The organism is Actinomadura sp. NPDC049753 (genome assembly GCF_040674655.1).
In the GTDB taxonomy this organism is placed as follows: domain Bacteria; phylum Actinomycetota; class Actinomycetes; order Streptosporangiales; family Streptosporangiaceae; genus Spirillospora; species Spirillospora verrucosospora.
In genome coordinates, this window is record NZ_JBFARL010000285.1 from 1 (window position 1) to 7,924 (window position 7,924).

General features: G+C 72.2%; 9 protein-coding genes. 4 read left to right on the top strand and 5 right to left on the bottom strand.

Annotated features, from left to right (window positions below):
• A partial coding sequence (locus AB0K37_RS38480; RefSeq protein WP_363990134.1) for a PQQ-binding-like beta-propeller repeat protein occupies nucleotides 1-1,194 on the top strand: 1,194 nt, incomplete at its 5' end.
• A 75-nt stretch (nucleotides 1,195-1,269) separates the two neighbouring features.
• Here AB0K37_RS38480 and AB0K37_RS38485 read toward each other — a convergent pair.
• The 4 genes from AB0K37_RS38485 to sigJ all read right to left on the bottom strand — a co-directional run bounded on the left by AB0K37_RS38485 (nucleotide 1,270) and on the right by sigJ (nucleotide 5,347).
• A complete protein-coding gene (locus AB0K37_RS38485; RefSeq protein WP_363990137.1) occupies nucleotides 1,270-1,620 on the bottom strand; it encodes a DoxX family protein in 351 nt (116 codons plus the stop codon).
• A complete protein-coding gene (locus tag AB0K37_RS38490) occupies nucleotides 1,617-2,165 on the bottom strand; it encodes a cupin domain-containing protein (RefSeq protein ID WP_363990140.1) in 549 nt (182 codons plus the stop codon). Before AB0K37_RS38490 ends, AB0K37_RS38485 begins: the two co-directional genes overlap by 4 nt.
• A 23-nt stretch (nucleotides 2,166-2,188) precedes the next feature.
• A complete protein-coding gene (locus tag AB0K37_RS38495; RefSeq protein WP_363990143.1) occupies nucleotides 2,189-4,360 on the bottom strand; it encodes an MMPL family transporter in 2,172 nt (723 codons plus the stop codon).
• Between the two features lie 111 nt (nucleotides 4,361-4,471).
• On the bottom strand, nucleotides 4,472-5,347 hold the full coding sequence (gene sigJ, locus AB0K37_RS38500; protein WP_363990145.1) for an RNA polymerase sigma factor SigJ: 876 nt from the start codon (nucleotides 5,345-5,347) through the stop codon (nucleotides 4,472-4,474).
• Nucleotides 5,348-5,591: 244 nt separating this feature from the next.
• Between sigJ and AB0K37_RS38505 the strand changes: the two genes are divergently transcribed.
• From AB0K37_RS38505 to AB0K37_RS38515, 3 genes are all read left to right on the top strand, one after another.
• Nucleotides 5,592-5,795, top strand: coding sequence for a hypothetical protein (locus AB0K37_RS38505; RefSeq protein ID WP_363990148.1), 204 nt, complete (start codon nucleotides 5,592-5,594; stop codon nucleotides 5,793-5,795).
• On the top strand, nucleotides 5,792-6,187 hold the full coding sequence (locus AB0K37_RS38510; RefSeq protein ID WP_363990151.1) for a type II toxin-antitoxin system death-on-curing family toxin: 396 nt from the start codon (nucleotides 5,792-5,794) through the stop codon (nucleotides 6,185-6,187). The genes AB0K37_RS38505 and AB0K37_RS38510 overlap by 4 nt, the downstream gene beginning before the upstream one ends.
• 77 nt (nucleotides 6,188-6,264) lie before the next feature.
• On the top strand, nucleotides 6,265-6,609 hold the full coding sequence (locus AB0K37_RS38515) for a hypothetical protein (protein WP_363990154.1): 345 nt from the start codon (nucleotides 6,265-6,267) through the stop codon (nucleotides 6,607-6,609).
• 29 nt (nucleotides 6,610-6,638) lie between these two features.
• Here the strand turns inward: AB0K37_RS38515 and AB0K37_RS38520 are convergent.
• The coding region (locus AB0K37_RS38520) for an amino acid transporter (RefSeq protein ID WP_363990156.1) at nucleotides 6,639-7,924 on the bottom strand (1,286 nt) is incomplete at its 5' end.

Here is a 7,924-nt window from a genome sequence, read left to right on the forward strand (position 1 = left end):
GGCGGCGGGACGGCCGCGGCACTGGCCACGGCGAACGGCGGGGCCGGGCGGAGGCCCGCCCCGCCGGAGCCGCTGTGGCGGACGACGATCGGTGACCTCAGTGACCGGCGCTTCGCCGTCGAGGTCCTCTCCCGGACGGTCGTCCCCCACGACGAGGGGCCGGTGTACCGCTGGCACTCGCTCGACACCGGGCGGCAGCTGTGGTCCAGCAGGTTCTCCGTCGCCGTCACCGGACCCAGCATCATCTATGGGGTCCCGGACGAGGAGCACCGGTTGATCGCCATGGACGAGTCCCACCGGGTCAGGTGGAGCAGCGACGTGGCCGCCGGCAACGACTACCCCGAGCTGCTGGGGCCGGACGACGGGAAACTCGTCATCACCGGCCGGGACCGGACGGTCTTCGGCGTGGACGCCGCCACCGGCAGCCGGCTCTGGGCCTACGAGTGGCCCTCCGAGGCCTTCCTCAGCTTCCTCTACGGCATCACGAACCACACCCTCGTCGCGATCGGCACCCTCCGCGGGGCCGGCAGCATGCTCGTCGGGCTCGACACCGCGACGGGCGCGCTCCGCTGGGCCGATCCGGAGGGCGGCCTGACCTTCGTCCCCGAGGGCGGCGGGAACCTGATCTTCCGCAATCCGTCGGGCGTGAGGCTCGAGGCGCGGGCCGCCGACACCGGCCGCAGTGTCTGGGCCGTCGAGCTGCCCAAGGCCGCGGCCAAGCCCCACGACGAAAGGCAGCTCTCGCAGGACTTCACCGTGGCCGGAGGGACGGTCTACACCGGCAGCCCGACGCTCTACGCCCTGGACGCGTCCACCGGCCGGCAGCTGTGGACCTACACACCGGCCTCACCCGGCGGGCAGGAACGAAGCCTCCTGGTCAGCGGGAAGTACGCCTACATCCTCGACAACCCGCAGCTCATCGCGCTCGACGCCCGCACCGGCCGCCGCGTCTGGTCCGTCAACACGCCCGCGGCCCGCACCGCCCGGCTGATCGCCGCCGGCGGAATGATCTGCACCGGCGTGACCGGCGCCACGGGCGCGGGACTCTACGGCTGGAACGCCGAAACGGGGGAGCTCGTCTGGAACCACCCCGTCTCCACCCCCGCCCCGATCAAGCGATGGGCGCTCACCACCCGCAACCGCACCCTGGTGGCCGCCCAGGACAAAACCCTCCTAGCCTTCCGCCTCCCATAAACCGAGCAGCCCGCCACCATGTCTTTTTGGGTGGGGCTGCCGCTCCCTGGGGGTGGGGGCGGCAGCCCTTGGGGGTCAGGTGGCTGACTGGATGGCGGCGGTGGCGATCGCCAGGGCGGCGATGGCCAGGGGGCCGGTCGTCTTGGCCGGTGGGTCGCCGGCGCGGCGGTGGGCGGTGACGGCGCCGGTCATGAGGCAGACCAGGCCGGCGCTCGCGGCGGCGCCGATCGGCCACCAGAGCAGGCCGAGGAGCAGGCCCGCGGCCGCCGCGATCTCGCTGACGCCGATGAGCCGGTAGGCGGGCAGGGAGAGGCCGAACCGCTGGGCGTCGCGGCGCATCGGGGGCGCGCCCGCGAGTTTGGCGGCGCCGCCGGCCAGCGAGGCGAGCGCCAGCATGACGGAGAGGGAGATGACCGCCGCGTTCATGACAGGTTCCCTCGGGCGGTGTCCTCCGGCGGCAGTGCGAGCAGGCTGTCGTCGGCGCCGCCGTCCAGGAAACGCTGCCACACGGTGCTCTGGTGGAAGTGGTTGTCGTAGAGGTCCTGGGAGGCCAGGATCTCCTGCGGGCTCGCCTCGCCCCTGCGGACCCTGTCCCCCAGGCGGAAGTAGTCGAACCGCTCGGCGCCCGGCTTGAAGATCAGCATGTCCGCGCCGGTGTGGGCGGGTGTGCTGAAGGCGTGCGGCATGCCGGGCGGGACGAGCAGGAAGTCGCCCTCGACGACGGTGGTGACCCGGTCGCCGGTCAGGACGTTCAGGCCGCCGCCGATGATGTAGAAGATCTCGGCGGCGTGGTCGTGGTAGTGCGGGGGCGGTCCGTCCACTCCCCTGCCGATCCTGCTGCGGATCGCGCTGACCAGCCCGCCGGTGGTGGTGGCGTCGGCCAGCAGTTCCATCGTGTTCGGCGGATCGCCGAGGATCTCGGCGTCGTCCGCCCGGACCAGCACCGCGCTGGTGGGATCGATCGTGGTCATGTGCTCTCCCAGGTGGTGGGCGGTCAGTGCTTCTCGACGTCGAGCCGGGGCAGCAGGCGGGCCATGGGGGCGGGCAGCCACCATGCGCGCCGGCCCAGCAGGCGCATCGCGGCGGGGACGATCAGGCAGCGGATGACGACGGCGTCGACGAGGATGGCGACGGCCATGCCGAAGCCGGTCTGCTGGAGGAGGCGCTGCGGGCTGAGCATGAAGGCGCCGAAGACGACGATCATGATGGCGCCGGCGGCGGTGATGAGGGAGCCGGTGTGGGCCAGGCCCTCGCGGACGGCCAGGGCCGCGTCGCCGGTGCGCTTCCACTCCTCGCGCATGCGGGAGATGAGGAAGATCTCGTAGTCCATGGACAGGCCGAACACCACCGCGAACACCATGACCGGCAGGTAGGCCTCGATCGGTGCGGGTTCGACGCCGAACAGGCCGTGCTGGAACACCAGCGTCATCGCGCCGAGCGCCGCCCCGATGCTGACCAGGTTGAGCAGTGCGGCCTTCAGCGGGATGAGCACCGAGCGGAAGACGGCCATCAGCAGGATCACCGACAGGCCGACGACGATCGCGACGAACAGCGGCATGCGGCCGGCGACCTTGGCGGAGTAGTCCTCGGCGGCGGCGGTCGCCCCGCCGAGGGCGAACCGGGCGCCGGTCCGCGCCGAGACGGCGGGCAGGACGTCGCCGCGGAGCCGGGAGAGCAGTTCGGCGGTCCGCTCGTCCTGGGGCGACGTCGTCGCGAAGACCGTCACCGTGGCGATCCGGCCGTCGGTGGACGGCTGCGGCGGGCTGACCGCCCGCACCCCCGGGGTGCCGGCGAGGGCGCGGGACGCGGCGTGCGCGGCGTCGGTGGGCCCCTGCCTCCCGCCGTCGGTCACCAGCAGCAGCGGCCCGTTGAACCCGGGACCGAAGCCTTCCGACAGCAGGTCGTAGGCGCGGCGGCTGGTGCTGGAGGGCGCGTCGTTGCCGGCGTCGGCGAAGCCGAGCCGCATCCCGGCCGCCGGGGCGGCCAGCGCGCCGAGCAGCGCTCCGCCCGCCAGCAGGGCGGCCACCGGCCGGCGCTGCACCACCGTCCCCACGCGACGCCACACCGCGCCCTCGCCGGCCCGGCCCTTGGCCGAGCGGTGCGCGGCGCGGGCGGTGAACGTCCTGGCGAAGCGCTCGCCGAACAGGCCCAGCAGGGCGGGCAGCAGGGTCAGCGAGGCCAGCATCGTGGCCAGCACGGTCAGCGCGACCGACAACGCCATGCCCTGCAGGGACCCCAGCCCGAGCGCGGTCAGGCCCAGCAGCGCCAGGATGACGGTGCAGCCGGCGAAGAAGACGGTGCGGCCGCCCAGCCGCAGCGCGGTCACCGCGGCGTGCTCGGGGGACGCCCCGCCGAGGAGTTCGGCGCGGTACCGGGCGAAGACCAGCAGGGCGTAGTCGATGCCGACGCCGAGCCCGACCAGCATCATCACGTACGGCGTCCAGGCGGCGATCGTGAACAGGTGCGAGGCGAGGATGATCGCGCCCAGCGTCGAGCCGACCGCGAACAGCGCGGTCACGACCGGCAGACCGGCCGCCGCCACCGACCCGAACATCAGCACCAGGATCACCAGGGCCGCCAGCAGCCCGACGCCCTCGGCCAGGCCGCCCTCCCCCTGGGCCAGCAGCCGGGCGGCCTCCCCGCCCAGCTCGACGCGCAGGCCGTCGCCCGTCGCCGAACGCGCGGTGGTGTGGATCTGTTCGGCGTCGGCGCGGTCCAGCTGCTTGGCGGGCACCTTCAGCACCGCGGTGGCGTAGCCGATCCTGCCGCCGGGGGCCATGGCGGACGGGTCGGCGTAGGGGCCGCGCACCTGCTCGATCGTCGGGAGGGCGGCGACGCGGGCGAGCATGCCCTCCACCCGCTGCCGGGTGGAGGGGTCGCCCAGCCCGGCGTCCCGGCTCAGCACGATCTGCACGGTGTCGCCGGCGCGGCCGGAACCGTGCGCGGCCAGCAGGTCGGCGGCCTGCTGCGACTCGGTCCCCGGCAGGGAGTAGTCCTCGCGGTAGTCGTCGCCGACGGCGGTCGCCGCGCCCCAGATGCCCGCCAGGACGGCGACCCATAGGAACAGGACGAGCCATCGGCGGCGGTGGGCGAACGCCGCGACCCGCGCGAACGCATCCCGTGGAGGGGGCGCGGACACCGATCGGCCTTCTTCGGTGACGGTCATGACCTTCCTTACAGCTACTTCGTGCGTACGACTAGTTACTTAAAGTGACTGTTGCAGGCAACGGCACGGCCCAGTCGAGGCCGGGCCGGCCCTACCGCAAGGGGGAAGCGCCTATTCGGCGCCGGGAACGGAGGTGAGCTTGTCAGGGTTGCGGACGACGTCCAGCGCGGTGATCCGGCCGCCGTCGACGGTCAGGGAGACCACCGACAGAACGTCGTCGTCGCCGCGCAGCACCAGGCCCGCCGCACCGTTGACGGTGGCGATCCGCAGCTCGCGCAGCGGACCGCGGACGAACGACAGCAGCAGGCGCGCCACACGCTCGGCGCCGCGCTCCTCGGTCGGCAGGGCGCTGACCTTGCCCCCGCCGTCGCCGCGGCACACCACCCGCGGGTCGAGCAGCGAGGTCAGCCGCTCCAGATCGCCGTCCTGGCAGGCGTCCGCGAACGCGGTGACCACCTGCCGCTGCTGGTCGGGGGTGGGCGGGAAGCGGGGCCGGCCCTCGGCGACGTGCCTGCGGGCGCGGGAGGCCAGCTGCCGCACCGCCGCCGGCGACCGTCCGACGACGTCGGCGACCTCGTCGAACGACAGTCCGAACACATCGTGCAGCAGGAACGCCGCGCGCTCGGCCGGCGACAGGCTCTCCATCACCAGCAGCAGCGCCATGCTGACCGACTCGTCCAGCGTGACCCGGTCGGCCGGGTCGGCGGCCGTGTCCCCCACCAGGGGCTCGGGCAGCCAGGTCCCCACGTACCGCTCGCGCCGGGCGCGGGCGGTGCCCAGCGCGTCCAGCGCCAGCCGCCCGACGGTCCTGGTGAGCCAGGCGCGCAGGTCGCGGACCGCCTCCACGTCCGGCAGCCCGCGCAGCCGCAGCCACGCCTCCTGCACGCAGTCCTCGGCCTCGGCCATCGACCCCAGCGTCGCGTAGGCGACGCGCAGCAGATGCGGCCGCTCGGCCTCGAAGCACTGCGCGAGTTCCTCGGCGGTCATGCCCGAGCCCCTTCGGCGGGGCAAGCCGCGTTCTGCCGTTGAGACCAGGTGACGGGCAGTTCGCGGCACCCCACGATCCGCACCGGCATTCCCGTTCCGCTCATCACAGCGACTCTCATGGCCTAAGGACGACGTAGACCACCAGAGTGTGACATCCCACCTAGCCCCAGGCTCCTCTGACGTGCTGAACCACTATTGGTACCATGAGTGATACCAGAGCAACATACGCACGAGGAGTCCTGACATGGCCTTCGCAGCACGCCTTCCCGAGGACCTGGACGCCTGGCTCGACGACGCGGCCGCGACCGAGCAGCGGTCCAAGAACGCGATTCTGATCACCGCGCTGGAGGAGTACCGGCAGCGCCGCGAACTCGCCCACGTGCTCGAACTCGCCGACGAGACCGCCCGCGACCATCGGAACCTGCTGGACCGCCTGGGCGACGCGTGAGCGTGCGCTACCTGACGGCGGAAGAGATCGTCGCCATCGGGCGCCGGGCCGTGGGCGAGCACCTCCACGTGCGGGACTCCGGGCTGGTCGCATCGGCCGCCGCACGACCGTCCACGGTGACCTTCGGCGTGGACCCCTACCCCACCCTGCTCGAAAAGGCCGCCGCGCTGCTGCACTCGCTCACCACTTCCCACCCCTTCACCGACGGGAACAGGCGAGTCGCGTTCGCCGCGACGGATGTCTTCCTCAAGCTGAACGGGGCCCGCTTCAACCCGAAAGCGGAAGACGACCTGTTCACCACCGTTCTGGACATCGCCACCCACGTCCTCAACGACGTCCCGGCCATCGCCAAGCGGATCGAGGCCCTGATACAGCCGGCTGGTTCTCGCTGAGAGCATGAGGAGGCCCGTCCCCTCGTCCGAACGGGTTACGTCCTCTAGTCCAGCACCGTCCTCGGCATCATGGCGGCATGAGCGCATGGGTCTATATACGTGGGTCGCTGGAGTTTCACGGGCAGAAGGCTGAGGCCGAGCGCGTCATCCGCCGCGGGGACCCTGCGGGATGGGCCTTTCCGGACGGCGGCTGGCTCGACGCGGCGTGCTATGCCCGAGCAGTTCGCGCCTCCGGCGCCGACGATGTTCTCGACCAGATCCGGCGGATCGCGGCCCTCCCCGCCGTCGACGAGGACGACGACCGGGTCTGCGGGCTCTTCCTCGTCTTCCACGAGGAAGGACACCAGACCGAATGGCAGGTCAGGGACGGGCGCGTCCAGGTCGCCCCGGCGCCGGCCCGTTACGACTACCTCTGGCGATAGCCACCGGGGGCGCTGGGCGGTCTGGGGCGTCAACCGACGTGGACGATGGGGCGGCGTTCGATGTCGGGTTCGGCCTGGCGGAGGATCTCGCGGGTCAGGGGCGGGACGTCGCCGCCGCCGAAGACCAGGTAGCGGAGCAGGGCGCCGATCGGGTTGCCCTCGGCCCAGTGGAAGTAGACGTGGGGTTGCTTGCCCGTGTCGTGCTGGATGTGGAGCAGGATCGCCGCGATCACATTGGGGATGCTCGGGCCCTCGGCGCGCAGGATGCGGTGTCCGTGCCGCTCCTCGCCGGTGACGCGCACGGTGGACTCGAACTCCGACGCGTCCGAGACGGTGAGTTCGAGGAACAGCAACCCCTCCTCGGTGCGAAGCCGGTGCAGTTCCCAGGCTTCCCGCGCCTTGTCCAGGTACTCCTTGCGGTCGCGTTCGTCGGGCTCGTTGGCGATGATCCGCAGCTCGCCGGACCGGTCGAGGAACTCGCGGGCCTTCTCGTCGAACTCGACGCCGGTGATGCGCAGTTCGGTGGAGCGGGTGGCGCGGGAGACCAGCGAGGTGACGACGATCGCGACGCAGAACACGACGGCGATGACCAGGCCGTCGGGGCGTTCGGCGATGTTGGCGACGGTGGCGTAGGCGAAGACCAGGGTGACGGCGCCGAAGGCCGCGGCGGCGCGGCGGCGTCCGCGCTTCCAGGACGCCAGCGTCGCGGCGACCGCGGCGGACAGGATCAGCGCGAGGACGCCGGTGGCGTAGGCGCCGCCCTGCGCCTCGACCTGCGCTCCGAACAGCAGGGTGATGGCGAACGAGACGAGGGTGAAGATCAGGACCAGCGGGCGGGTGGCGCGGGTCCAGTCGGGGGCCATCCCGTAGCGCGGCAGGTAGCGGGGCACGATGTTGATCAGTCCGGCCATGGCGGAGGCGCCGGCGAACCACAGGATCGCGACCGTGCTGAGGTCGTAGGCGCTGCCGAACCACTCCCCGAGGTGCTCGTGCGCGAGGTAGGCCAGCGCCCGGCCGTTGGCCTTCCCGCCCTCCTCGAACTCCTTCTCGGGGATCAGCACGCTGGTGGCGAAGCTGGAGGTGACCAGGAAGACGCTCATGATGACCGCGGCCGTGGTCAGCAGCTTGCGGGCGCCCTGGATCCGCCGGTTCAGGTCACCCTTGACCAGCGGCATCACGGCCACGCCGGTCTCGAACCCGGACAGCCCGAGGGCGAGCTTGGGCATCACGAACAGCGAGACGGCGACCATCACCAGCGGGTTGGAGTGGTCGGCGGTCAGCGCGTGCCTCCAGTCGGTGACCAGTCCCGGGTCGG